This window comes from Streptomyces sp. NPDC006332, from assembly GCF_040612855.1.
GTDB lineage: Bacteria > Actinomycetota > Actinomycetes > Streptomycetales > Streptomycetaceae > Streptomyces.
On record NZ_JBEXRA010000023.1, the window covers coordinates 119047 to 143972 of the forward strand.

Here is a 24926-nt window from a genome sequence, read left to right on the forward strand (position 1 = left end):
GTGGGCGCATGGGTACGGGCGCGTGCGGGGGCGTCGGCTTGGGATTGGGATTGGGCAGGAGCGTGGGCTCGGACGCGGGCAGATTCGCGGACCGGAAGTGGAGAAGGGCCCGGGGACCGCGGACGGGTCCGTGGCTTCGGCGGACGGGATCGCCGTAGCGGCGGACGGGATCGCCGTAGCGGCGGCTGACGCCCGTATGACCGCCGACGGCCATCAGCCCTCGCGGTGGACTGCTACGGCCGAGGGTGTCCAACCGTCCAATCCGGCACCGGCACCGGCAGTCGACGGCGACGGGCCTCCGCCAAAGTCCCCGGCGGACGAACCCGAGCCGCCCCTCCCGCTCCAGGTGAACGCCCTCCAGGCCATGTGCCGCCAGGTCTTCGGCTTCCGCCTCGCGATGATCGCGCTGGCGGCCCCCGCCGCCCTCCTCAACGCCAGCCCCGGCCTGGGCGTCCGCCTGGTCGGCGCCGCCGTGGTCGTCACCTTCATGGGCTCGTACGTCCTCTTCCGGGACTGGGAACGCTTCGGCCCTCTGCTCCTGCGCCACCCCACCCTGCTGGCCGTGGACACGCTTTTCGGTTCCCTGCTCCTGATCTCGGCGGGCCCGGACAGCACCCTCGCCTACGTCAGCGTCTGCACGCCTCTCCTCGCGGGCATCGTCTACGGCTGGCGAGGCGCGGCCGTCTTCGCCTCCCTCCAGTCACTGATCCTGCTGCTCGTGCAGGCCACCCTGAAGGACGCCCGCGCCGAACTCGCGGAAGCCCTGCTGCTGCCCGGCCTCTGCGTCATCACGGGAGCCGTCGGCTCCACCCTGCGCAACCTGATGCTCCGCTTCGGCACCGCCACCCAGGCCCTGACCGCCGTCCAGGCCCGGCTGGCCGCGGCGGAGGCGGTGAGCGCCGAACGGTCCCGTCTCGCACGGGAGATGCACGACTCCGTGGCCAAGACCCTGCACGGCGTGGCCCTGGCCGCGGACGGCCTGGCGAACTCGGCGGGCGCCACCCGCATCGACCCCGGTCTCATCAAGCAGCAGGCCGAACTCGTCGCCCGCTCGGCCCGCAGGGCGGCTGCCGAGTCCCGCGAACTCCTGGCCGACCTGCGCCGCGAATCGGACCTCGACCACACCATCGACGTACTCGCGGAACTGGCCGCCCGCACCCACGACTTCGGCGCACGGACCGGGCTACGGACCACCTACCACCCGACCGGCGATCGGACGGAGTTGCCGCCACCGGTGCCGCTCGCCGCGGCCCGTCAACTCCTCACCGTCGCCACCGAGGCCATGGAGAACGCCCACCGCCACGCCGCCGCGACCCGGCTCGACGTCAGCGCGGGAGTGCACGGGGACGTCCTCAGCATCAGCGTGTACGACGACGGCCGCGGCCTCCCTGCGGACACGACCCTCGAAGAGCTCCGCCGCTCGGGCCACTTCGGCCTGGTCGGCATGGTCGAGCGAGCGGCATCGGTGGGCGCCGGCATCCGTATCGGCCAGGGCACGCACCCCAAGGGCACCGAGGTCCGCCTGGAACTCCCCTTGGCGACACCGCCCCCGGACACTGGAAACCTGTGACTCCGACTCGGGAAGCCCTGTGACGAGGACGACGAGACCGCGACGACGAGGATATCGAGGACATCGATGAGTGCGACGACGACGCATTCGAGGACCCCATCACCCCCCACCGCCGACTTACGGGTCGTCGTGGCCGACGACAACCCCGTGGTCCGGGCCGGTCTGACCGCACTGCTCTCCGGCCGCGCGGACATCACGGTCGTCGCCGAGGCGGCCGACGGCCACGAGGCCTGCGAGGCGGCCCGGCGCCACCGTCCCGACATCGTCCTGCTGGACGTCCGCATGCCCGGCCTGGACGGCATCTCGGCGCTCCCGTACCTGGTGGGGATCGCCCCGGTGATGATGCTGACGTACAGCGGTGAACCGGAGATCGTGGAGGAAGCGCTGCGGCGCGGAGCGGACGGCTACCTCGTCCACGGCGAGTTCACCGCCGACCAACTGGTGACCGCCGTACGGGACATCAGGGACGGCCGCCCCCACTTCACCCCCACGGCGGCGGGGGCACTGCTTCGCCGACTCCGTGCGTCAGGTGCGAGCGCATGCGAAGTCCAACCTTCCGTTTATTCCCACCAGCAAAGCATTCCATTGCCCCCGTCAGGTAACTCTTCCCTCTCGTGGATACCATCTCCGCCTAATTCTCCGGAAACAGCTTCACGAGTGCAACCAAGTGTGGGACAGTCGTCGAGATTGCGGTTCCAACTCAGCACGAGGGAGGCGGAGATCATGGACCACATCGCGTCGGGGATGAACAACCAGCAGATCGCCGCCACTTGCTTCATCAGCGAGAAGACGGTCAAGAACCACATCAACCGCATCTTCGCCAAGCTCGCGAGCACCAGCCGCTCCGAGGCGGCCGCGAAGTGGCTGGGCACGGCGTCGGGTTCACACCGAGGGCTGGGGTGACCTGTGCTGACACCAGGGGGGAGTGGCGGGGTTCGTCATTGGGCCCGGATTTGGGCCCAGGGGCCCTCGGCAGAACGGGGTGTTCCGTCGTACGTTGAGGCGATCGCTCGCCGATCGGCCGCCATCGGAGGGGAACACCATGAGCAACTGGATCAACACCACCGCCACGTACCTGCGGAAGCGCGCCGCGCGCGACGACCGGGGGCAGACCGCGGTGGAGTATCTGGGGATCATCGCGGTGGTGGTGGCGATTGTGTTGGCGATCACGGGGACGGATATCGGCAACACGATCTACACCGCGATCACGGACAAGATCAACGAAGTGATCGGTGGTTGATGCGGTGGCCCCATAGGCGCAGCGACGCAGGGCAGGCCTTCCCCATCTACATCACCGTGGTGGCGGGCCTGCTCTTTCTCGCGTTCGCGTACCTCGCGGTCGGCCAGGCCGCGGCGAATCGGAACGGCGCACAGACGGCCGCCGACGCGGCAGCGCTCGCGGCGGCGCAGGACACCCGGGACCAGCTCGCGGGCATGTGGGTGAAAGAGCTACTCGACCCCACCAAGTGGCAGGACATCTTCCACGGGAACGTGCAAGGGATCGCGGACTCCTGTGGGCGCGCGCAGGAGCTTGCCGCGCAGAACGACGCCGGCAAAGTTCAGTGCGACCCGGTGGGGCCCCTGAGCTACACGGTCGCTCTCCAGACGAACAAGTCCGTGGGAGACTCCATCGTTCCCGGCACGGAAGACAAGCACTCAACAGCGTCCGCCACCGCGGTGATCGAGCGACTCTGTGAATTCGAGCTTCCCGGGGAGGACGCCGGGGACGATGTCCTTCCGCAGCTCGATTGCGAGGACAAGGACTGGGATCTGGATCCGGACGACCCGGCCACGCTTCCGGAACCCAAGGACCTCTTCGACGTCCATCTGGCCGACGGACCAGCGAACGACGAGTGATGAAGGAAGCAGAGGAATGAGCATGCGGTTCACTTCGAAGGCCCGCAGGGGGATGGTCGCGTTGACCGTCGTGGCAGGAATGGCCCTCGGTGTGGCTGGCTGCGGCGGTGGAGGTGACGACAAGAAGCCCGAGGCGTCGGCGTCGGCCTCCAAGTCGTCCGGGTCGGGCCCGAGTGCTCAGGAAGGCCAGTCCGATGAGCCGTTGGCCGAGTTGAAGGGCGCGAGCGGTCTGGTCCTCCAAATCACCTCTGCCGCACGCGATGCCGGCGGTTTCGTCACTGTCAGCGGCACCCTGAAGAACGATGGAGCCCAGCGGATCACGGTCCCGGCCGGTGTGAGGGGCGATGAGACGGAAATCCTTCGGCACGGCATGTCACTTGGAGGCGCAAGCCTCGTGGACAGCAAGGCGAAGAAGCGCTACTACGTGTTGCGCGACACCGAGGGACGGCCGCTCACGACTACGGGCTTCTCGTCGCTGAAATCAGGAGAGTCCATCGCCGTCTTTCTCCAGTTCCCGTCACCGCCGTCGGACACGTCCGAGGTGACGTTCCAACTGCCGACATTCGCCAGCGCCACGATCGCCATCTCCGGATGAGGCGCACCATGTCCCCAACCCCACCCCGCCTCGCCCTGATCCTCACCACCGCCTCCCTCATGGCGGCCTTCACCACGACATCGGCCCACGCCGACACACCCCCCAGCGTCCCCCCCGGCACCGAACCCACCGCCTCCGCCCCCGTGAACGTCGACGCCAACGACCCCGACCTGAAGCTCCCCGAAGGCGGGACCCTCGCTGAGCCCAAGGTGTTGGACATCAAGCAGGTCGTCGAGGACCAGAGCGGTGACGAGCGTCGGGAGGACACCAACGCGGACGTGAAGTTCGCGCTCCAGGCCGAGGTGCTGTTCGGCAAGGACAGCGCGAAGCTGGGCGCGGAGGCGAAGGCCCGTATCTCCTCGATCGCGGAGGAGATCAAGACCCAGAACGCGACCCGGGTACGGGTGTTCGGCTTCACGGACGACCTCGGCTCCGCCGCCCACGGCGACGTACTGTCCAAGCGACGCGCCAACGCCGTACAGGACGTCCTGGACCAGGAACTCAACGACCCGAACGTCACCTTCGAGGTGCGTGGCTACGGCGAGCAGTACCCGATCTCCTCCAACGCGACGGAGTCCGGCCGCAAGAAGAACCGCCGGGTCGAGGTGTCCTTCCCCCGGACGGACAGCTGAACGGGAAGCTGAACCGACAGAGGAACTCCGCCTAGACTCCGCCCCCGCCCACCGCGTCCCTCTCCACCGTGACGCGCGCGCCCGCCCGGACGCCCCAGCCCGCCATCGCCCCGGCCGCCGCCTCCAGCACATGCCGGGACCGCAGTCGGGGCAGCCCCAGACGGCCCGGCTTCATGGTGCGCACGGCGAGGACCTTGAGGCCGCGATCGAGGTAGGCGACGTCGATGGGGACACGCATCCGGAAGGTGTGCACGCTGCCGGCGGGGGACAGCAGTATCGCCCCGTCGACGGAGTCCCGCCCGAGCAGCCCTCTCGTGCGGGCCCGGTAGGAGGTCGCGATCTCCAGCGGGACGCTGACCCGTTCCGACCCCTCCGCGCCGTGCACCACCAGCCTGCCCCGTCCGTCGAGCCAGCGCCCCACGCGACGTCACCTCCCTGTGCCGCTTCCCAATACCGACCGAACGTATCCGAGTCTGGGACCGTGGTGACGACTCGTCGTACCCGACCGAACGAGGTGACCGAGACGTGCGAAAGATCGTCCTGATGATGTCGATCTCCCTGGACGGCTACATCGAGGGCCCCGGCCGGGACATCTCCTGGCACCGCGTCGACGAAGAGGTGCACCGGCACGCCAACGACACGGTCGCGAGGATGGGCGGGCTGCTGCACGGCCGGGTCATGTACGAGCTCATGGCCGGGTACTGGCCCACGGCCGACGCCGACCCCGAGGCCGACCCGATCACGACCGAGTTCGCCGGTATCTGGCGGGACATCCCGAAGGTCGTCTACTCACGGACCCTGCGGCACGCCGACTGGAACTCCACGATCGCGCGGGAGGTCGTCCCGGAGGAGGTGCGGGCGCTCAAGGAGCAGCCGGGCGGCGACCTCGGGCTCGGCGGTGCCGACCTGGCCACCGCGTTCCTGCTCCACGACCTCGTCGACGAGTTCCACATCTACGTCCATCCCGTCCTCCTCGGCGACGGCAAACCCCTCTTCCACCCGACCGCCCCCCGCACGGCGTCCCTCCGGCTCACCGAGTCCCGCACCTTCGGCAACGGTGTCGTACTGCTGCGCCACGAGCGGCTTCAGACTTGAGCGCGCCGGGACGTGCCCGGTGCGTCCGGAGCGGGTAGGTAAGCCGTCATGACCACTCTCGGAGCAGTGTTCCGCCCGCAGTTGCCGCCCGAAGACCTGCGATCCGTCGCGCGGCTCGCGGACGACGTCGGACTGGAGGAGCTGTGGCTCTGGGAGGACTGCTTCCGTGAGGGCGGGATCTCCACGGCCGCCGCCGCGCTCGCCTGGACCGAGCGGGTGCGGATCGGGGTCGGGCTGCTGCCGGTGCCGTTGCGCAACGTCGCCATCACCGCGATGGAGGCGGCCACCCTGCACCGGATGTTCCCCGACCGCGCCATCCTCACCGTGGGGCACGGGGTGCAGGACTGGATGGGGCAGGTCGGGGCGCGGGCCGAGTCTCCCCTGACCTTGCTGCGGGAGCATCTCGTCGCGCTGCGCGCCCTGTTGCGCGGAGAGCGGGTCACCACCGACGGGCGGTACGTCAAGCTGGACGACGTCGCCCTCGACTGGCCGCCGGCCCCTGGCGGCACCATCCATGTGCTCGCCGGCGCCACCGGTCCGCGCACGCTGCGCCTGGCCGGCGAGGTCGCGGACGGCACCCTTCTCACCGCGTCCACCCCGCCCGACGGGGTACGACGGGCACGCGCGCTCATCGACGAGGGGCAGGCCGCGGCCGGGCGGAGTGAGCCGCACAAGCTCGTCGTCTACCTCCTCACCGCCACCGGCCCTGACGCCGCCGCCCGACTGCGTGCCGAGCTGACTGACGAGGGCGTGGCCGACGTCCCGGACCTGGGAGTCGCCGGGGACGCCGGCGCCGTCGCCAAGGCCGTCCAGCGACTCGTCGAGGCGGGCGCCGACACGGTGGTGCTCCAGCCGACGGCCGACGAGCCGGACCCGGAGGGCTTCGTACGGTTCGCCGCGGAGGAAGTCCGGCCCCTGGTGCCGTGAGCCCCGCAGGAGTCGAGCCGGCCTGACGTCCGACGGTCGGCTCTGCCGCGCTCAGCGATCCCGAGGCTCCTGAGTCGCCCCGTGAAAATCGGTAGTGTCCCTGACAAGGCACTGCGACGATCGCTCCATGGATCAGCCACCCACACACCTTCAGGATCGGCCCCCCACACACCCGGAGCCCCGCACCTTCGAGGATCTCGTCGCCGAAGGCGCCGCCGTTCCCACCGACGGATGGGACTTCTCCTGGTTCGAGGGGCGGGCCACCGAGGAGCGGCCCTCGTGGGGATACGCGCGGTCGATGGCCGGGCGGCTGGCCGACGCGTCCGCCGCGCTCGACATCCACACCGGCGGAGGTGAGGTCCTCGACTTCGCCCTGGGCGCCGCCGCCCCGAAGGCGCCCGTGCTCACCGTCGCCACGGAGGTCTGGCCACCGAACGTGGCCAAGGCCACGGCGCTGCTCCGGCCGCGCGGCGTCGCCGTCGTCGCGACCACGGACGGCGCGCCGTTGCCCTTCGCGGACGCGACCTTCGACCTCGTCGTCAGCCGTCATCCGCTCCGCGCCGACTGGCCGGAGATCCTGCGCGTCCTGCGCCCCGGGGGCACGTACTTCGCCCAGCACGTCGGACCCGCCAGCGTCTTCGAACTCGTCGAGTACTTCCTCGGCCCCCAGCCGGACGCGTCCCTGAGCGACCGTCACCCCGACCGGGAGCGCGCCGAGGCGGAGGCGGCCGGGCTGGAGATCGTCGACCTGCGCGCCGAACGGCTCCGGGTGGAGTTCCACGACATCGCGGCGGTCGTCCACTTCCTGCGGAAGGTGGTCTGGATGGTGCCCGGCTTCACCGTCGAGGCGTACGCGCCCCGGCTTCGCTCGTTGCACGAGCAGATCGAGTCCGAGGGTCCCTTCGTCGCCCACAGCACCCGCCACCTCTTCGAGGCCCGCAGACCAGGCGAGTGAGCCTGCCTGCCCCCAGGTGATTCACACGGCACAGGCCACCCGTGTCGGGGTGCCGGCGGCGTCGGCGTCAAAGAGACGTGCGCACCCGCCGTCACCCACCCGGGGGAACCCTGCCCTCTGATTTCCGCCCCGAGAACCAGCCGGTTCTTCCCCGGGAAACCGTACCTGCCCCGCCACGTACCAGCCATGACACGGCCCCCGGACCACCACCGCCGCGTCGCCGCCCGACTCCGGAGAGTAGTTGTGGCACGCCGATGCGCGCAGCATCACTTACGAAGGGTTATGGTGGAAACCCCCCCTCGGGCCGGTCCGTCTCCCCCCCACGGACCGGCCCGTTTTTTCTGCCCTGAACGGGCACCCGTGCAGGAGGGACGCACCCGACTCGCTCACGCGGTGCGGACCCCACAAGGCACGCCCACTGCACGCACCGGTACCCTTCGGGTCGCGGGGACCGCATCCGCACGGAGGGGCTGACAATCACGTGAACCTGCGCGACACACTGCGCGGCCTGCTGGTCAGGCTGTACGCACGCCGGGTGGAAGGCCACCTGGACCACGCCCAGGTACCCAAACACATCGGTGTCGTCATGGACGGCAACCGGCGCTGGGCGAAGGCCGCGGGTTCCACCACCGCACAGGGTCACCGGGCCGGTGCCGACAAGATCGAGGAATTCCTCGGCTGGTGCACCGAGACGGACGTCGAGGTCGTCACCCTCTGGCTGTTCTCCACGGACAACTTCGACCGGCCGCAGGAAGAGCTGGTCCCGCTCTTCGGGATCATCGAGGACGTGGTCCGCTCCCTCGCCGCCGACGGCCGCTGGCGGGTGCACCACGTCGGGGCGCTCGACCTGCTGCCGCAGGGGATGCGGGACACCATCAAGGAGGCCGAGGAGACCACGGCGTCCAGAGACGGGATACTGGTCAACGTCGCCATCGGCTACGGCGGCCGCCAGGAGATCGCCGACGCGGTCCGCTCGATGATCCTCGACGCCGCCGACAAGAACACCTCGATGGAGGAGCTCGCCGAGTCCGTCGACGTCGAGACGATCGGCCGCCATCTCTACACCGGCGACCAGCCCGACCCGGACCTGGTGATCCGTACCAGTGGTGAGCAGCGCCTGTCCGGATTCATGCTGTGGCAGACGGCCCATTCGGAGTACTACTTCTGTGAGGTCTTCTGGCCGGCCTTCCGCAAGGTCGACTTCCTGCGCGCCCTGCGTGACTACGCGGCGCGCCACCGCCGTTACGGCGGCTGACGGAGGCCACCCGGAAGGAGTAGCGGCTACCCCCTTTGGGGTGGAAGTAACGCGGAGTTCACCGGCACGCCGTCATATGTGCTGGCATGGCGCGGCAAGTTCGAGGGCATAAGGCAAGCAGGTCGACGCCCGATCCCCGGGTGTCGGATCTCAGCGGGCGGCACGGGGCCGTCCGCCCGGGAGGCCCTTTGCACCAGCCCGACCGTGCGGTCTCAGCGCGGACGAAGCAGTGGAGGGCCGGTCCCCGGCCCGTGCATCGCGGCCGACGACCGGTCCAGCTCCACTCCGTCGCTCCCCGACCTCATCCGAGGGGGTACGTCCTTCCGTGGTGACCAGCACAAAGCGCCGTATGCCAGACCGGCGCACCTATGTTCTCGACACCAGCGTCCTGCTGGCCGACCCGAACGCCCTGAGCCGCTTCGACGAGCACGAGGTAGTGCTTCCCATCGTCGTGGTGACGGAACTGGAGGCCAAGCGGCACCATCCCGAACTCGGTTACTTCGCCCGGCAGGCCCTGCGTCTGCTGGACGAGTTCCGGGTCCGGTTCGGCCGCCTCGACGCCCCCCTCCCCATCGGGGATCTCGGCGGGACCGTCCGTGTCGAGCTCAACCACTCGGACCCCAGCGTGCTGCCCAGCGGCTACCGCCTGGGGGACAACGACTCCCGCATCCTCGCGGTCGCCCGCAACCTGCAGGCCGAGGGGTTCGACGTCACAGTCGTGTCGAAGGACCTTCCGCTCAGGATCAAGGCGTCCTCGGTCGGTCTTCTCGCCGAGGAGTACCGCGCCGAACTCGCCATCACGGACGCCTCCGGCTGGACCGGGATGTCCGAACTGACGCTGCCCGGCGAACAGGTGGACATCCTCTTCGAGGAGGGGCACGTCCACGTCCCCGAGGCCGCCGACCTGCCCGTGCACACCGGCCTGACCATCCAGTCGGAACGCGGCAAGGCACTCGGCCGCATCTCGCCGGAGGGCGGCATCCGGCTGGTGCGCGGGGAACGGGAGGCGTTCGGCATCAAGGGCCGCAGCGCGGAGCAGCGCATCGCGCTGGACCTGCTCCTCGACCCGGACGTCGGGATCGTGTCCATGGGTGGCCGGGCCGGCACCGGCAAGTCGGCGCTGGCGCTGTGCGCGGGTCTGGAGGCGGTCCTGGAGCGCCGTCAGCACAAGAAGGTGATGGTCTTCCGGCCGCTGTACGCGGTGGGCGGGCAGGAGCTCGGCTATCTGCCCGGCTCCGAGTCGGAGAAGATGAGCCCCTGGGCGCAGGCGGTCTTCGACACGCTGTCCGCGGTCACCAGCCGCGAGGTCATCGAGGAGGTCACCGCGCGCGGGATGCTGGAAGTCCTCCCGCTCACCCACATCCGGGGCCGCTCCCTCCACGACGCGTTCGTGATCGTGGACGAGGCACAGTCACTGGAACGGAACGTCCTGCTGACCGTTCTGTCCCGGATCGGCGCGAACTCGCGGGTGGTTCTCACCCATGACGTGGCCCAGCGGGACAATCTGAGAGTGGGTCGGTACGACGGTGTCGTCGCCGTGGTCGAGAAACTGAAGGGCCATCCGCTCTTCGCGCACGTCACGCTGACGCGGTCCGAGAGGTCGCAGATCGCGGCACTTGTGACCGAAATGCTGGAGGAAGGGCACATCTGACCCAAGTGCTCATCTTGCGGTAGTCACCTGTTCGAAGGCGCCGTCCGGTAAAAGGCAGTGAGCCTAGCCGGGCGGCGCCTTGGCGCGTGGAGCTTTCTCAGAATCACCCGGGTCAAACGACATGTGAGCTTTCACACGGCACGCAGAATTGCCTTGCGGTGTCGGGTTACGGCAGAGTCTCACTCCTGTCAGGCCCCGCATACGACACATCTGTGCCCCCAGCGGTACGGCACCCCAGGAACCACACCCAACTCCATACAGTCGTCGTATGCCGCCCGAGTCGCACGCGGCACTCCCGCAGGGGAGTTGTCCATCGGGCCCGCGCCTCCCGTGACCCCGCAGTTGGGAGGCCAGTGCCAGGGGCACGATTGCGTCCGCCAGGGTCACCGAAGCGGGCGATGCTGGAAGGAAACCGTGTGAGCCCGATTTCGGTCAGGGGATTCGCAGTGGCCTCGGCCACGGCGGTCACCGCTGTCGGAAGCGTCGTCGGAGTTGCCTCGGGCAGCACCGCGCAGCCCAACGACGCGGAGGCGACGGCAGCCGACTCGACGCTCCTCGCTGACATCCCCGCGGGTCAGCTGGCACAGGTGCAGACCGCGTCCCTCACGCAGCAGGCCGACACCCAGGCCATCGCCGCGGACGTGAGCGCCAAGAAGGTCGCGGAGGAGACGGCCCGCAAGGAGGCGGCCAAGGAGGCCGTCGCCAAGCAGAAGGCCGCCGAGGTGGAAGCGGCGCAGGCCAAGGCGCGCAAGGAAGCCGAACAGGCCGCCACCCGTTCCGCGCAGCGAGAGTCCATCAGCCTGTCGGTGCAGTCTTCGTACACCGTCGCCGAGGTCCAGGCCATCGCGCGCCAGATCGTCCCCAGCGGCCAGTTCCAGTGCTTCAGCAACATCGTGGACCACGAGTCCACCTGGAACTACAAGGCCGAGAACCCTTCCTCGGGCGCCTACGGTCTCGTCCAGTCGCTGCCCGGCAACAAGATGGCGTCCGTCGCTCCCGACTGGGAGACCAACCCGGCCACGCAGATCAAGTGGGGCCTCAACTACATGAACGAGCGCTACGGCAGCCCGTGTGACGCCTGGTCGTACTGGCAGTCCCACGGCAACTACTGAGCCGACGCCGCGCAGGCCGCTCAACCTTCCGAAGCCCCTCCCCGTCCTACGGGGAGGGGCTTCGGCCATGTACGGTCGGACCCGACGACTCCAGGGGGAGTGGTGAGGAGGGACGGGGGAGGGCGGATCATGTCGCGACTGCCAGGGTGGCTCGGTCGGGTCGGCGCCGGACTGACCGACATGGGTGAGCGGTTGGCCGAGCGCCGCGCGCAGGCGGAGTGGGAGGACGCCGAGCCCGAACGCGCTTCGTACGTCGATGACTTCCCACCGCCCGACCATGACCACACCTCACCGGCCCCGGACCACACGGCCGCCGTCGGCGCCGCCCGGCAGGATCCCGTGCAGGCCGTGCCGTGGGGAATGCGGGTCGCGGCCGAGGCAGGCTGGCGGCTGCTGGTACTCGCGGGCACGGTCTGGGTCCTCATGCGGGTCATCAGCGCCGTACAGCTGGTGGTACTCGCGTTCGTGGCGGCACTCCTCATCACGGCGATCCTGCAGCCGACGGTGGCGCGGCTCATGCGGCTCGGCTTTCCGCGGGGTCTGGCCACCGCGCTGACCGCGGTCCTCGGGTTCGTCGTCATGGGCCTGATCGGCTGGTTCGTGACCTGGCAGGTCATGGAGAACATCGACAACCTCTCCGACCAGGTCCAGGACGGCATCGACGAGTTGCGCAAGTGGCTGTTGAACAGCCCCTTCCACGTCACGGACAAGCAGATCAACGACATCGCGGAGAACCTGCGGGAGGCGGTCGGCGCCAACACCGACCAGATCACGTCGGCGGGCCTGGAGGGCGTCACGGTCGTCGTCGAGGCGCTCACCGGCATCCTGCTGGCGGCCTTCTCGACCCTGTTCCTCCTCTACGACGGCCGGCGCATCTGGGAGTGGACGCTGAAGCTGGTCCCGGCGGCCGCCCGGCCGGCCATGGCGGGCGCGGGCCCGCGGGCCTGGCGGACCCTGACGGCCTACGTCCGCGGCACGGTCATCGTGGCCCTCATCGACGCCATCTTCATCGGCCTGGGCATCTTCTTCCTCGACGTCCCGATGGCGGTCCCGCTCGCCGTCTTCATCTTCCTGTTCGCCTTCATCCCGCTGGTCGGCGCGGTGGTCTCCGGCGCGCTGGCGGTCGTGGTCGCGCTGGTGACCCAGGGCGTCTTCACGGCGGTCCTGGTGCTGGCGGTGGTGCTGGCGGTGCAGCAGATCGAGGGCCACATCCTGCAGCCGTTCATCCTGGGCCGGGCCGTCCGGGTGCACCCGCTGGCCGTGGTGCTGTCGGTCGCGGCCGGCGGGATGGTCGCGGGGATCGGCGGCGCGGTGGTGGCGGTGCCGTTGGTGGCGGTGACCAACACGGTGGTCGGGTATCTGCGGTCGTACTCCCACGAGATGGCGCTGAAGCAGTCGCCGCGGCCGAGGGGTGCCACCGCGATGGGGGCGGCCCCGGTGGACACACCCCCGCGGCCGTCTCCGGTGGACACGCACCCGAAGCAGTAGCTCACGCGTCGGGCCCCGTCCACAAGGCAGGTGGACGGGGCCCGTTGACGTGGCCGGGGTTACTCGGCGAGTACCGCTTCCGCGTCCAGCGTCACGCCGGTCGCCTGGATCACGGACGCGATCTTGAACGCCTCCTGGATGACCTCACGCTCGAGGCCGGCCTTGCGGAGCACCTGCTCGTGCGAGTCGAGGCACATCCCGCAGCCGTTGATCGCGGACACGGCGAACGACCACAGCTCGAAGTCGACCTTGTCGACGCCGGGGTTGCCGATGACGTTCATCCGCAGACCGGCGCGCAGGTTGCCGTACTCGTGGTCGGACAGCAGGTGCCGGGTGCGGTAGAAGACGTTGTTCATCGCCATGACCGCCGCGGCGGCCTTGGCCGCCGTGTACGCCTCCGGCGACAGGTTCTCCTTCGCCACCGGCTCCAGCTCGCGCAGCACGATCGGCGAGCGCGAGGCGATGGCCGTCGCCAGCACCGTGCCCCACAGCTGCTGCGCGGGCAGGTCGGAGTTGCCGATGACCGAGCCCAGGTTGAGCTTCAGGTCCTTCGCGTAGTCCGGCAGCGCGGACTTCAGATCACTGAGGGACATCCCGGATCACTCCCCGGCCAGCAGCTTGACCGGGTCCAGCGTCTCGTCGCCCTGGCTCCAGTTGCAGGGGCAGAGCTCGTCCGTCTGGAGCGCGTCCAGGACCCGCAGGACCTCCTTGGGGTTACGGCCGACGGAGCCGGCGGTCACCATGGAGAACTGGATCTCGTTGTTCTGGTCCACGATGAAGACCGCGCGCTTGGCGAAGCCGTCCTCGCCCTCGATGCCGAGGTCCCGCATCAACTCGTGCTTGGAGTCGGCCATCATCGGGAAGGGCAGGTCGCGCAGGTCGTCGTGGTCCTTGCGCCAGGCGTGGTGGACGAACTCGGAGTCGCCGGAGAAACCGAGGACCTGGGCGTCACGATCGGCGAACTCGTCGTTCAGCTTGCCGAAGGCGGCGATCTCGGTGGGGCACACGAAGGTGAAGTCCTTGGGCCAGGCGAAGATGACCTTCCACTGACCCTCGTAGGTCTTGTGGTTGATCTGCTGGAACTCCTTGCCCTTCTCCAGCGAGACACAGGCGGTCAGATCGAACTCGGGGAACTTGTCACCGACAGTGAGCACATGCTCTCCTTGCAGCGCGGGAACGCCCGAATTGCGTGGACGTTTCCTTGGGTTGGTCGTTTTCGATCGTGGCACAGGGTGCATTGATTATGGAAATAGCTATACTCGGTCGATCTGATCGAAGGGGGCTATCAGTGACCATGAGTAAGAAGAGGCAGCCGAGCCTCGCCCAGTTGCGGGCCTTCGCCGCTGTCGCCGACCACCTCCACTTCCGGGACGCGGCCGCCGCGATCGGCATGAGCCAGCCCTCGCTCTCGGGTGCCGTCTCCTCGCTGGAGGAGACACTCGGAGTCACGCTGCTGGAGCGCACCACGCGCAAGGTGCTGCTCTCACCGGCCGGTGAGCGTCTCGCCGTACGCGCGAAGGCGGTGCTGGCGGAGGTGGGGGCGCTCCTGGAGGAGGCCGAAGCCGTACGGGCGCCCTTCACCGGTGTGTTGCGCCTCGGCGTCATCCCCACCGTCGCCCCCTATCTGCTGCCCACCGTGCTGCGGCTCGTCCACGACCGCTATCCCGACCTCGACCTCCAGGTGCACGAGGAGCAGACGGCCAACCTCATCGAGGGGCTCACCAGCGGACGCCTCGACCTGCTGCTGCTCGCGGTGCCCCTCGGAGTCCCCGGTGTCGTCGAACTCCCCCTGTTCGACGAGGACTTCGTGCTCGTCACCCCCCTCGACCACCGGCTCGGCGGACGCCGTGGCATACCGCGCGAGGCCCTCAAGGAGCTCAACCTGCTCCTCCTGGACGAGGGTCACTGTCTGCGCGACCAGGCCCTGGACATCTGCCGGGAGGCCGGGCGCGAGGACGCGCCCGTCACGACCACGGCGGCGGGACTGTCCACCCTGGTGCAGCTGGTGGCCGGCGGTCTCGGGGTCACGCTGCTGCCGCGTACCGCCCTCAAGGTCGAGACCACCCGCAACGATCAGCTCCGCACCGGCCGCTTCGCCGAACCCGCCCCGACCCGCCGTATCGCCCTCGCCATGCGGGTCGGCGCGGCCCGCGGCGCGGAGTACGAGGAACTGGCGGTCGCCCTGCGCGAGGCGCTGCGGCCCCTGCCGGTGCGGGTGTGGGGTTCGGAGGGCGCGGGAGAGCCGGGAAACCCGGCGGGGACGGGCCGACCGGAAAATCGGTCAATTGAGCGCCGAGTGACGTCAGATACCGGGCAGGACAACGCCAGTTGAAAGGCGTGTGATTTCAACTTCCGTCAGCTGACGACAGCTCGGAATACTCCCGTCGGAATATGCTCCCGGCCTGATACACATTCCTCCCTGAGTGCTACGCGTCAGGCGTATGTGCGACATGTCAGGGAGAGTGATGTCGGGCTACGGACTGCTCGCGCCGGCCCTGGCGGAGTGCGGGCGTGAGCGCTTCACGGGGGAGTTGCGGATCACCGGATCCCCCGGCGGCACCGTCCACTTCCGGGACGGCCTCGTCATCGCCGCGGAGTCCCCCGGCGCACCGGGCCCCGAGGCCCTGCTGCTGCGCTCCGGCCGGGTCAGCGGCGAGCAGTGGGCGGAGCTGGTGCGGGAGTCCGGCGGCTCCCGCTGGCCGGCCGCCGGGCTTGTCGCCCACGGGTACGCGGGCGCCGCCCAGCTCAAGGTCGTCTGTGTGATGGCGCTGCACGACGCGGTGTTCGCGATCGCCGTGGGCCGGGTGGAGGACTGCGAACGCGCCCCGGCCGCCGAGCCGTTCGCCCAGGTCACCGCGGGGGAGCCGCCCTCCCGGCTGCTGCGGGAGGCGACTCGCCGACTGGCCGCGCTCGCGGCGTTGCCCCGCCCCGTGCACCCCGACCGCGAACGCCCACTGCCGGCGAACGGCGGTGCGGCGGGCCCGCACGGCGCCCTGCGCGGCGACCTGCTCGCTCATGCCGACGGCCGGCGTACGAGTCGGGACCTGGCCTTCCGCACCGGTCGCGGCGTCTACACCGCCACCGTCGAGGTCGCCCGGATGCTCGCCGAGGGGGTCCTGGAGTGCCCCGCGGAACCTCCTGTGATCCCGGTCCTGCGCATCCCGCCCGACGGCCGGGGCGTGCGCCCCCGCGTGCCGGAACGGCCCGCCGAAACCCTCCCGCCCCCGCCACCTCCGATGCCCGGCGCTCTGCCCCGCCGTAAACCGGGCGGATTCTTCCGCCTACGGAACGGAATACCGAAATGACAAACAGTCCGATCAGATGCGAACAGAAACAGGGGAGTTGAGCCCATGGATCACCAAGCTCTCGCACTGGAAATGCGCGGTCTGCGCGAACAGGTCACCGGAATCACCGACACCGCCGTGGCCGCCGCGGACGGACTGCTGATCGCCGCCGACACCGCCGACTCCATCGACCCGGAGGGCCTCGCCGCGCTCGCCGCGGCCGGCCTCGGCCTCGCCCGCCGTACCGCGCAGGCGACCGCCCGCGGCACCCTGCGCCGCACGGTCACCTACGGCAGCCACGGCTGCGCCGCCTTCTACGCCGTCGGCGACACCGCGCTGATGGTCGTCCTGGGGGACGAGGGAATGGACGTCGACGACCTGCACCGGGCGACCCAGCCCACCCTGCGCCGGATCGACTCGATCCTGACCGAGAAGGCAGCCGAAGGAGTCTGAAGGGATGGCGACGAAGCGTATGACCTCCGGTTTCTCCGACCAGGTGATGGGCCTGGTCAAGTCCCTGCGTGCCGACGCCCCCGACTGCGTCGCCGCGGGCCTGGTCGACATGTCGACCGGCATGCTGCTGTCGTACGAGACGGTCGAGACCCATCCGCCCGAGGTCCTGGACCTGCTGGCGGGCGCGACCCTCGACTTGTTCCAGGGCCGCACCGTCGTGATGATCGAGGACGTCTTCAAGGAGCGTCGGGGGATCACCAGTGACCAGCACTTCTTCCAGGAGATCCTGGTCAACAGCGAGAACCTCACCCACCTGTTCGTGCGGATGAACGAGCAGCAGGACGTCGTCGCGGTGGTGGTCTGCCGTAAGTCCGTCAACGTGGGCATGCTGTTCGCCCAGGTCCGGCGGGTGATCAAGGAGTACAGCCTCTGAGAACGACACTGGGCCCCTCCGGGACGGAACGATCGGAGGGGCCCAGTGCCGCGTCGGTGTCCTACTCGGTGCGCAGCCCGTCCGGCCGCATCAGCCTCAGCAGCGGCGGCAGGCTGAGCAGGGTCACCACCAGGACGACCGCCGCGCCCACCCCGATCATGGACAACACGCTCGGCCAGTCCACCCGCACGGTGGTGTCCGTCATCCGCAGCAGCACCGCGCCCAGCGTCACCCCCACCGCCGACGCCAGCAGCAGACCGAGCGCGATCGGGATCGCCGTCTGCCACAGCACCGACAGGCTCAGCGTGCGCCGTCGGGTGCCGAAGGCGACCAGCGCCGACAACAGCTTCTTGCGCTCCCGCAGTTGCTCCAGCTGCGACACCAGCAGGCTCGCTCCGATCAGCGCCAGCACACAGGCGGCGCCGGCGAACAGGCCGGTACGGATGGCCGTGTACTTGTCGGACCGTTCGACCGACTGCCAGACCATGGGGTCGCTCAGGGGGGCGACTTTCGCCGTGGTGTTGCGCACCAGGTCGTACACGTCCGGCACGGACTGGTCGAGCTTCAGGTACAGCTGGCCGCTCAGGCCCGGGGTGTTCCCGCTCGGCAGCGCCTTCGGGGTGAGCAGGAAGCCACCGCGTGCCGACCAGGTCGGGTCGTCGTCGAGGCTCCGCGCCTCCTTCATGCCCGACGGCACCACCCACGGGGTCTCCGCGCCCTTCTCGGTGCCCTCGTAGGACGGGTCGAAGTACAGCGTCCGGCCCGCCTTCGCCAGCTTCGGGGTGTCGGTGTCGGACTCGTCGCCCCGTGCGACGAACACGTCACCGTCGCGGCATGAGGGCAGGTCGGCGAGCTCACGCAGCGCCTCGCAGTCCCCGACGGTGACCTGGGCGCCGAGCTCCGGATCCGTGCGCCGCTCGCCGGCGTACCCCTCGGCGTACGCGTAGACGTGGCGCACACCCTCGGTCCGGCGGAACTTCTCGGTGGCCGGCCCGAGCGGAACCTCCTTGGGCATCGTCACCTGCATCTGGGCCCGTGAGACGTCCTGGCCGGTGTCCTTCGTGTAGTCGTTCTCCACACCGGCGAACAGCATCTGCAGCGCGATCGCCCCGGCCACCGCCACCGCGATGCCGTTGACCATGCGGGCGGCCGTACCGCTGCTCAACTGGAGCCTGCGCACGGCCAGTTGCCAGGCCACCCCGCCGCCGCCGAGCCGTCCGACGACGACCTCGACGATCCACGGCAGCAGCGCGGTCACCCCGATGAGCAGGGACATGACACCCCCGGCGACCAGGTACTGGTTGAAGTCGCCGCCGTCCCGGCCCTGCCCGACCATCGGATAGAGCAACGCGAGCCCGCCCAGCGGCAGCAGCAGCCGCCACCACAGCCGACGCCGGGACGGCTTGGCCGCGCGCACCACGCCGAGCGGCTCGATGACGACGGTGCGCAGCGCGAACAGCGTCACCAGTACGGCCGCCGCCGGCACGGCGAGGCCGACCAGCAGGGCGAGGGCGGGGGAGGGGTTGAGGTAGCTCGGGAACACGCTGAGGTCGAACACCTCGACCGATCCCGCCACTTGACGGCCCACCATGAAGAAGCCCGCGCCCAGCACCAGCCCGAGTACCGCGCCCGCGAGGGCCTCACCGGCGGCGATCCGCCGGGTCGAGCGGCTGTCGGAGCCGACCAGCCTGAGTGCCGCGAGCCGCCGGTCGCGCCGCTCGCCGCCGAAGCGTACGGCCGCGGCGATGAACACGGCGACCGGCATCAGCAGCACCACGAACACGACGAGGATCAGCAGGATCAGGACCGGGTCCGTCTGGTCGGGGGACGGGTTCACGTCTCCGAACCGGTCGATCCGGACGACCCGTACGCCGTGGAGGCCATCGGCCGCGAGGCCCTCAGCGCCCCGGTAGTAGGCGAGGTCGGCGGAGCCGATCAGCCCGCTCTCGCCGATGGTGGCGACGATCGGGCCCGTCAGCCGCTCACGCAGCAGCTTTCCGCTGTCCGACTCCAGCAGCTCCTTCAGCGCGGGCGAGACGACCAGGTCGCCCACCCCGGGGAACTTCTCCACCCCGGGTGGCAGCGGCGCCCGCGACCCCTCGGGCTCCAGCTCCCGGCCCCGGATGTCCTTGTCGCGGAAGGTCGTGCCCGTGTCGGCGACGAGCAGGGTGTCGTCAGCCTTCGGCATGACCTGGGCGCCGCTGGTGTAGTCGCTGCGGGCGCCCTCCCGTTCGTGCCGTACCGCCAGCGCGTTCGGGATCGCGGTGGTCAGCAGCAGCAACGCCACCCCGAGCCCGACCCCGACGGCCGTCAGCATCGCCCGGACCCATCCCTCCCGCCCGCCGGCGAAGGCGAATCTGACCCCCATGGCAAGGTCCCGCCACCACTGCCGCACGTTCATATGGCCCGCTCCATGTCACGGGACTTCCCGTCCCGTACGACGATCTCGCGGTCGGAGTAGGCGGCCACCCGGGCCTCGTGCGTGACCAGCACGACGGCGGCGTTGGTGGACCGGGCCGCCTCGGTGAGCAGCTCCATCACCCGCTCGCCGTTGTAGGAGTCGAGCGCGCCGGTCGGCTCGTCGGCGAACAGCACCCGCGGTCCGGTGACCAGCGACCGGGCTACGGCGACCCGTTGCCCCTGCCCGCCGGACACCTCACCGGGCCGCTTCTTGCGCAGGTCGTCGACCTCCAGCCGCTCCATCCAGGACAGCGCGGCCCGCTCGGCCTCCTTGCGGGAGGTCCCGTTCAGCCGCAGCGGCAGGGCGACGTTCTCGACGCAGGTCAACTCGGGGACGAGCTGCCCGAACTGGAACACGAACCCGAACTCGCTGCGCCTGAGCGCACTGCGCTGGGCGTCGTTCATGGTGGCCATCTCCTGGCCGTTGTACGTGATCGACCCCGAGTCGGGCGTGACGATCCCGGCGAGACAGTGCAGCAGCGTCGATTTCCCGGACCCGGAAGGGCCCATCACGGCGACGACCTCGCCGGGGTGGATGGAGAACTCGGCGCCGTCGAGCGCGAGGGTCGGACCGTAGGCCTTGCGCAGCCCGTCGGCCGTGAGCAGGGAACCGGCGGGATGAGTCACTTGGCCACCACCTCGGCGAGTTTGTCGAGCCGTGCCGCCGTCAGTTCGAGCCAGCGCAGGTCGGCCTCCAGATGGAACAGGGCGTGGTCGCAGATGAGCTGGTCGGCCAGATCGCCCTTGCGCTTGCGGTCGGTGAGGATCCGCATCATGCGCAGATGCTCGCCCCGCTGCGTGTCGAGGATGTCGGCCGCGTCGCGCCGCGTCAGCAACGCGAGGACGACCTTGGTGTACAGCGTCGACTGGAGATACGGCTCGGGCTTCTCCGGCGTCGCGAGCCACTGCCGCACGTCGGTGATCCCGGCCTCGGTGATCGCGTACCGCTTCCGCTCCGGACCGTCGCCGGGTTCGATGCCTTCGACCTCGACGAGACCGTTCTTGAGCAGGCGGGACATCGTCGAGTAGACCTGGCCGTAGTGCAGGGGCCGGTCGTGACCGAACTTCTCGTCGAAGGTCCGCTTCAGGTCGTAACCGTGACGCGGGCCGGACTCCAGGAGTCCCAGGAGAGTGTGACCGATGGACATGCGGACGACTCTACATAGGGTGTATACCCCGCATGTATACGTCGCGTGCGCGGGCGGTGGCGGGGGGTACGGTCGCGCAGGTGGGAGCCGATTGTCACGGTTCTGCGACAGGCCCCGCCTCGCCGGGCGGACGGCCCCGGCGAGGCAACGGCCCGGTGTCCTTGGGCAGTCGGCCCGCATCGGCGAGGGCCTTGCGCAACAGGAACTCGATCTGGGCGTTGGCGGAGCGGAGTTCGTCCCCGGCCCACCGGGCCAGTGCCTCGTACACCAGCGGGTCCAGCCGCAGCAGCACCTGCTTGCGCTGCTGCGGCCGCCGCTTGGGCGAGGGCCCCTCGGACGGTGCCGTCACTGGTAGAGGGTTCCCGTGTTCAGTACCGGCTGCGGTGCGCGGTCGCCGCACAGCACCACCATCAGGTTGGACACCATCGCCGCCTTCCGTTCCTCGTCCAGCTGGACGATGTCCTGCTCGGTGATCCGGGCCAGCGCCGCCTCGACCATCCCCACCGCGCCGTCGACGATCTGCCGCCGGGCCGCGACGACCGCCCCGGCCTGCTGTCGCTGGAGCATGGCCGAGGCTATCTCCGGCGCGTAGGCGAGGTGCGTGAAGCGCGACTCGATGATCTGCACGCCGGCCGCCTCCACCCGCAGGCGCAGTTCGGCGGCGAGCTTCTCGGTGATCTCCTCGGCGTTGCCGCGCAGCGAGAGGCCGTCCTCCTCGTGGGCGTCGTACGGGTACTCGATGGCGATGTGGCGCACGGCGGCCTCGGTCTGGGTGGCGACGAACTCCAGGAAGTCGTCCACCTCGAAGCTGGCCTGGGCGGTGTCCTCGACCTTCCACACCACGACCGCGGCCAGCTCGATCGGGTTGCCGTAGGCGTCGTTGACCTTGAGGACCGGCGTCTCGTGGTTGCGGACCCGGGTCGAGATCTTGGCGCGGGAGGTGAGGGGGTTCACCCAGCGCAGCCCGTCCTGGCGGATGGTGCCCCGGTAGCGCCCGAAGAGCTGGACGACCCTGGCCTCGCCCGGCGCCACCGTGTTCAGGCCGCACAGGGCGATGAAGGAGGCGAGGCCGAGCAGGACGCCGACGGTGATCAGGGTGGCCTTGGCGCCGGTCGCGGACGCCGTGCCGCCGCCCACCAGCATGCCGACGCTGAGCAGTAGCCCGACCAGGCTCAGCAGCAGCGCGAGGCCGCCGCCGACGCTGTGTGCGGTGAACTCCCGCACGCGTGGCGCGGGCATCGCGGGCACGTCGGCGGTCGTGCCCACCGCCGGAGCGGAGTTGTTCGTGGTCATGGAGTCCCCCCAGAAAGCTTGGATCTATCTAAGTGATATCACTTTACCCCTTCCTCGCAACCCTTGCTCCCTTTCGCACGTCGGTTCTAGTGGGACGGGTGCTGATTGTCACGTCAGCAAAAGACAGGATCGAAAGCCCTTTGTCACACCAAGCGGTGTTAGCTTGCTGAGCTGACCTGAGCCAGGACCTGTGTGACAACAGCTAAAGAAGCGGAGCGAGCGGACTCATGGGACGAGCCGAAGAGAGACGGGCGCGACAGCGTGGTGGCCACCGCGTTGCCTCCACCAGCTCGTCCTCGTCGCCGACTACGGGTGTCGAAGGTGGCGGCCGGGCCGCCGCCCGCAAGGCGGCCAAGGGCCGCGGCGGCAAGTCGGCGAAAGCGGGCAAGCCGAAGAAGAGCGGCATACGCAGGCTCTTCACCTGGAAAAAGGTCCTCGGTACCTTCTTCGGCTTCTGCCTCCTCGGCATCGGCGCCTTCATCGTGCTGTACATCATCGTGCCCGTCCCCGACGGCAACGCGGCGGCGCTGGCCGCGCAGCAGCAGAGCAATGTCTACAAGTACAGCGACGGCTCGGTCCTGGCCCGTTTCGGCAAGGTCAACCGCGAGATCGTGGACCTGTCCAAGGTGCCCAAGGACGTCCAGCACACCTTCGTCGCCGCCGAGAACAAGTCCTTCTACACCGACTCCGGCATCGACCCGAGGGGCACGGCCCGAGGTCTGTACAACACGCTCATGGGCCGGGGCGCGCAGGGCGGTTCGACGATCACCCAGCAGTACGTCAAGAACTACTACCTCAGCCAGGAGCAGACGGTCACCCGCAAGCTCAAGGAGATGGTCATCTCCCTGAAGGTGGACCGCCAGAACTCCAAGGACGACATCCTCGCCGGCTACCTCAACACCAGCTACTTCGGCCGCAACGCCTACGGCATCCAGGCCGCGGCCCAGGCCTACTACCGGGTCGACGCCGAGGACCTCTCCGTCGAACAGGGCGCCTATCTCGCCGCGCTCCTCCAGGCGCCGAGCCAGTACGACTGGGAGGTCGCCAGCGAGACCGGCAAGAAGCTGGTCAAGGCCCGCTGGAACTACGTCCTGGACAACATGGTCGAGGAGGACTGGCTCAAGAAGGCCGATCGCGACGCCATGGAGTTCGAACCACCGGAGAAGCCGAAGGGCGCCGCCGGTCTGGAGGGCCAGAAGGGCTACCTGGTCGACCTCGCCAACACGCAGCTCGAGAACCAGCTGATGAAGCAGGAGGGCATCACGCGCTCCCAGGCGGAGGCCCAGGTGATCGGCAAGGGGTGGACCATCACCCTGAACATCGACAAGAAGAAGCAGGCCAAGCTGGAGAAGGCCGTCAAGGAGCAGCTGACCAGCAAGCTGGATCCGAAGAAGCGCCCGGTCGACAAGGACATCCAGGCCGGCGCGGTCTCCGTCGACCCGAAGACGGGCGAGATCGTCGCTCTGTACGGCGGTGTTGACTACTTCAAGCACTTCCGGTCCAACGCGACCCGGGCGGACTACCAGCCCGCGTCGACCTTCAAGCCGGTGATCCTCGCCGCCGCCCTGGAGGACGAGGCGGTCACGCAGTCCGACGAGCCGATCACCCCGAGCACGATCTACGACGGCACCAGCAAGCGCCCGGTCGTGGGCAGTGACATCGCGTTCGCGCCGGAGAACGAGGACGACCGCGACTACGGCGACGTCACCGTGCAGAAGGCGATGGACGATTCCATCAACTCCGTCTTCGCGCAGATGGGCGTGGACGTCGGCATGGACAACGTGCTCAAGATGGGCGAGAAGCTCGGCATGGACACCGCCGAACTACCGGCGGTGCCCGCGCAGACCCTCGGCAGCATGGGCGCGAGCCCGCTGCAGATGGCCGGGGTCTACGCCACGCTCGACAACCACGGCAAGCAGGTCACGCCGACCCTCGTCAAGTCGGCCGAGCACGCCACCAGCAAGGTGGAGATGCCCGACCCGATCGGCGACCAGGTCCTCACGCCGGAGACCGCCGACACGGTCACGTCGGTGCTGACCGGCGTGGTGGACGACGGTACGGCCCGCAAGTCGGTGCGGGAGAACTCGGCGCGCGACGGTCGGCAGATCGCCGGCAAGACCGGTACCTCCGACGACAACAAGTCGGCCTGGTTCACCGGCTACACGCCCGACCTGGTCACCTCGGTGGGCCTGTTCGGCGAGGACGAGAAGACCCGCGCGCAGACCAAGATGTACGGCGCGGGCGGCAAGGTGCGCGTCGCCGGAGGCGGGTTCCCGGCGCAGATCTGGGCCATGTACACCTTCGGCGTCTCGGCCAAGAACACCAAGTTCGACCTGGACACCGACCAGGGCGCGGCGGTCAAGCCGACCAAGTCGCCGACGGTCACCCAACAGCCGACCCGGTCTCCGTCGAGCAATCCGACGACGAAGCCGCCGACATCGTCGGCGCCCCCGCCCTCGTCGTCCCCGGCGTCCCCGCCGCCCAGCCAGACAACGACGACCGCACCGCCGAGCAGCCCACCGGCGAGCTCGCCGGCCCCGACGACGAGCCCACCGGCCGGGGGCGGCGGCACCTCCGACGACCCGGCCCAACCGGACGGGGACGAATAGCAACGAGAAGGGGCGGCACCCCCTCCAAGGGCCTGCTCCAGGTGATCGACCCGACCTTCGCCGCGTACCACGTGGCCGGCACGTCCTTCGACCCGTTCGACCCGGTCGC

At 69.5% G+C, this 24926-nt stretch carries 26 protein-coding genes and 1 pseudogene; 19 read left to right on the forward strand and 8 right to left on the reverse strand.

The window, feature by feature from the left end; all coding sequences use genetic code 11:
• Window positions 1-130 precede the first annotated feature (130 nt).
• The 6 genes from ABZ027_RS21925 to ABZ027_RS21950 all read left to right on the forward strand — a co-directional run bounded on the left by ABZ027_RS21925 (window position 131) and on the right by ABZ027_RS21950 (window position 4654).
• Complete coding sequence (locus ABZ027_RS21925) at window positions 131-1570, forward strand: histidine kinase (RefSeq protein ID WP_356770777.1); 1440 nt, start codon at window positions 131-133, stop codon at window positions 1568-1570.
• A 66-nt stretch (window positions 1571-1636) separates the two neighbouring features.
• A complete protein-coding gene (locus ABZ027_RS21930; RefSeq protein ID WP_356770779.1) occupies window positions 1637-2473 on the forward strand; it encodes a response regulator transcription factor in 837 nt (278 codons plus the stop codon).
• Window positions 2474-2612: 139 nt separating this feature from the next.
• Window positions 2613-2810: a hypothetical protein gene (locus ABZ027_RS21935; RefSeq protein ID WP_356770781.1), complete on the forward strand. Its 198-nt coding sequence runs from the start codon at window positions 2613-2615 to the stop codon at window positions 2808-2810.
• The gene (locus ABZ027_RS21940; protein ID WP_356770783.1) at window positions 2810-3427 is read left to right on the forward strand and encodes a pilus assembly protein TadG-related protein; all 618 of its coding nucleotides are present in this window, start codon (window positions 2810-2812) and stop codon (window positions 3425-3427) included. The genes ABZ027_RS21935 and ABZ027_RS21940 overlap by 1 nt, the downstream gene beginning before the upstream one ends.
• Window positions 3428-3443: 16 nt before the next feature.
• Complete coding sequence (locus tag ABZ027_RS21945) at window positions 3444-4022, forward strand: hypothetical protein (RefSeq protein ID WP_356770785.1); 579 nt, start codon at window positions 3444-3446, stop codon at window positions 4020-4022.
• Between the two features lie 8 nt (window positions 4023-4030).
• Window positions 4031-4654, forward strand: coding sequence for an OmpA family protein (locus tag ABZ027_RS21950; RefSeq protein ID WP_356770787.1), 624 nt, complete (start codon window positions 4031-4033; stop codon window positions 4652-4654).
• A 31-nt stretch (window positions 4655-4685) separates the two neighbouring features.
• On the opposite strand, the gene ABZ027_RS21955 is transcribed toward ABZ027_RS21950, so the two are convergent.
• Window positions 4686-5075, reverse strand: a complete 390-nt coding sequence (locus ABZ027_RS21955) for a DUF192 domain-containing protein (RefSeq protein WP_356770789.1) — start codon at window positions 5073-5075, stop codon at window positions 4686-4688.
• Window positions 5076-5179: 104 nt separating this feature from the next.
• Between ABZ027_RS21955 and ABZ027_RS21960 the strand changes: the two genes are divergently transcribed.
• From ABZ027_RS21960 to ABZ027_RS21990, 7 genes are all read left to right on the forward strand, one after another.
• Window positions 5180-5749 (forward strand): dihydrofolate reductase family protein, encoded by a 570-nt coding sequence (locus tag ABZ027_RS21960; protein ID WP_356770791.1) that lies wholly within the window; start codon window positions 5180-5182, stop codon window positions 5747-5749.
• A 48-nt stretch (window positions 5750-5797) separates the two neighbouring features.
• A complete protein-coding gene (locus tag ABZ027_RS21965) occupies window positions 5798-6676 on the forward strand; it encodes an LLM class flavin-dependent oxidoreductase (protein ID WP_356770793.1) in 879 nt (292 codons plus the stop codon).
• Between the two features lie 127 nt (window positions 6677-6803).
• Window positions 6804-7631 carry a class I SAM-dependent methyltransferase gene (locus ABZ027_RS21970; RefSeq protein ID WP_356770795.1) on the forward strand — a complete coding sequence of 276 codons (828 nt, stop codon included), beginning with the start codon at window positions 6804-6806 and terminating at the stop codon, window positions 7629-7631.
• Between the two features lie 481 nt (window positions 7632-8112).
• Window positions 8113-8886 (forward strand): isoprenyl transferase, encoded by a 774-nt coding sequence (locus tag ABZ027_RS21975; protein ID WP_356770797.1) that lies wholly within the window; start codon window positions 8113-8115, stop codon window positions 8884-8886.
• A 325-nt stretch (window positions 8887-9211) separates the two neighbouring features.
• Entirely contained in the window at window positions 9212-10537 is a 1326-nt protein-coding gene (locus ABZ027_RS21980; protein ID WP_356770799.1) for a PhoH family protein, read from the forward strand.
• Window positions 10538-10953: 416 nt separating this feature from the next.
• Complete coding sequence (locus ABZ027_RS21985; RefSeq protein WP_356770801.1) at window positions 10954-11649, forward strand: transglycosylase SLT domain-containing protein; 696 nt, start codon at window positions 10954-10956, stop codon at window positions 11647-11649.
• Window positions 11650-11778: 129 nt separating this feature from the next.
• The gene (locus ABZ027_RS21990; protein ID WP_356770803.1) at window positions 11779-13137 is read left to right on the forward strand and encodes an AI-2E family transporter; all 1359 of its coding nucleotides are present in this window, start codon (window positions 11779-11781) and stop codon (window positions 13135-13137) included.
• A gap of 59 nt (window positions 13138-13196) precedes the next feature.
• Here ABZ027_RS21990 and ABZ027_RS21995 read toward each other — a convergent pair whose 3' ends face one another.
• Both ABZ027_RS21995 and ABZ027_RS22000 read right to left on the reverse strand, forming a co-directional pair.
• Window positions 13197-13730, reverse strand: a complete 534-nt coding sequence (locus tag ABZ027_RS21995) for an alkyl hydroperoxide reductase (protein ID WP_356770805.1) — start codon at window positions 13728-13730, stop codon at window positions 13197-13199.
• Between the two features lie 6 nt (window positions 13731-13736).
• Window positions 13737-14291, reverse strand: a complete 555-nt coding sequence (locus tag ABZ027_RS22000; RefSeq protein WP_356770807.1) for a peroxiredoxin — start codon at window positions 14289-14291, stop codon at window positions 13737-13739.
• A gap of 140 nt (window positions 14292-14431) precedes the next feature.
• Between ABZ027_RS22000 and ABZ027_RS22005 the strand changes: the two genes are divergently transcribed.
• The 4 genes from ABZ027_RS22005 to ABZ027_RS22020 all read left to right on the forward strand — a co-directional run bounded on the left by ABZ027_RS22005 (window position 14432) and on the right by ABZ027_RS22020 (window position 17307).
• Window positions 14432-15469: a LysR substrate-binding domain-containing protein gene (locus ABZ027_RS22005; RefSeq protein ID WP_356770809.1), complete on the forward strand. Its 1038-nt coding sequence runs from the start codon at window positions 14432-14434 to the stop codon at window positions 15467-15469.
• A gap of 133 nt (window positions 15470-15602) precedes the next feature.
• Window positions 15603-16442 carry a MarR family transcriptional regulator gene (locus ABZ027_RS22010; protein WP_356770810.1) on the forward strand — a complete coding sequence of 280 codons (840 nt, stop codon included), beginning with the start codon at window positions 15603-15605 and terminating at the stop codon, window positions 16440-16442.
• Window positions 16443-16487: 45 nt separating this feature from the next.
• Window positions 16488-16874, forward strand: a complete 387-nt coding sequence (locus ABZ027_RS22015; RefSeq protein WP_356770812.1) for a roadblock/LC7 domain-containing protein — start codon at window positions 16488-16490, stop codon at window positions 16872-16874.
• A gap of 4 nt (window positions 16875-16878) precedes the next feature.
• A complete protein-coding gene (locus ABZ027_RS22020) occupies window positions 16879-17307 on the forward strand; it encodes a hypothetical protein (RefSeq protein ID WP_356770814.1) in 429 nt (142 codons plus the stop codon).
• 61 nt (window positions 17308-17368) lie between these two features.
• Here the strand turns inward: ABZ027_RS22020 and ABZ027_RS22025 are convergent, their stop codons facing one another.
• From ABZ027_RS22025 to ABZ027_RS22045, 5 genes are all read right to left on the reverse strand, one after another.
• Window positions 17369-19708, reverse strand: coding sequence for an FtsX-like permease family protein (locus ABZ027_RS22025; protein WP_356770816.1), 2340 nt, complete (start codon window positions 19706-19708; stop codon window positions 17369-17371).
• Window positions 19705-20394 carry an ABC transporter ATP-binding protein gene (locus ABZ027_RS22030; RefSeq protein ID WP_356770818.1) on the reverse strand — a complete coding sequence of 230 codons (690 nt, stop codon included), beginning with the start codon at window positions 20392-20394 and terminating at the stop codon, window positions 19705-19707. The genes ABZ027_RS22025 and ABZ027_RS22030 overlap by 4 nt, the downstream gene beginning before the upstream one ends.
• A complete protein-coding gene (locus ABZ027_RS22035; protein ID WP_356770820.1) occupies window positions 20391-20915 on the reverse strand; it encodes a PadR family transcriptional regulator in 525 nt (174 codons plus the stop codon). The genes ABZ027_RS22030 and ABZ027_RS22035 overlap by 4 nt, the downstream gene beginning before the upstream one ends.
• 94 nt (window positions 20916-21009) lie before the next feature.
• Window positions 21010-21264 (reverse strand): hypothetical protein, encoded by a 255-nt coding sequence (locus ABZ027_RS22040; protein ID WP_356770822.1) that lies wholly within the window; start codon window positions 21262-21264, stop codon window positions 21010-21012.
• Window positions 21261-22208, reverse strand: coding sequence for an SPFH domain-containing protein (locus ABZ027_RS22045; RefSeq protein WP_356770824.1), 948 nt, complete (start codon window positions 22206-22208; stop codon window positions 21261-21263). Before ABZ027_RS22045 ends, ABZ027_RS22040 begins: the two co-directional genes overlap by 4 nt.
• Window positions 22209-22435: 227 nt before the next feature.
• On the opposite strand from ABZ027_RS22045, the gene ABZ027_RS22050 reads away from it, so the two are divergent.
• On the forward strand, window positions 22436-24817 hold the full coding sequence (locus ABZ027_RS22050) for a transglycosylase domain-containing protein (protein WP_356770826.1): 2382 nt from the start codon (window positions 22436-22438) through the stop codon (window positions 24815-24817).
• Between the two features lie 14 nt (window positions 24818-24831).
• Window positions 24832-24926, forward strand: a pseudogene (locus ABZ027_RS22055) (peptidoglycan-binding protein); the annotation flags it as partial.